Raw genomic sequence first — 229 nt, 5'->3', positions numbered from 1 at the left:
GCAATCGCCCGGGAAACGGTCGATTCGTGCACGCCGAGCTCCCCGGCCACCTCGCGCAGGGTCAGCCGGCGCAGGGCCTGCGCACCGAACTCGAGGAAGGCGGCCTGCTGCAGCAGCAGGCAGCGCATCACCCGCAGCAGGGACACGCCACGGGCCTCCAGGCCCTTGAGCAGCCAGCTCGCCTCCTGCAGGTGGGTGCTCAGGTAGCCGGCGTCGCTTTCGCCACCGA

The 229-nt window shown here is 71.6% G+C and carries 1 pseudogene; it reads right to left on the bottom strand.

The features are described from left to right. Positions 1-229: pseudogene (locus tag ACQG3P_RS25645) on the bottom strand (RNA polymerase factor sigma-54); the annotation flags it as partial.

The sequence above is a fragment of the Stenotrophomonas sp. SrG genome, assembly GCF_050031795.1.
GTDB classification, from domain to species: domain Bacteria; phylum Pseudomonadota; class Gammaproteobacteria; order Xanthomonadales; family Xanthomonadaceae; genus Stenotrophomonas; species Stenotrophomonas rhizophila_A.
Note: the sequence above shows the minus strand (reverse complement) of the source record. Positions and strands in the feature narration are given on the sequence as shown.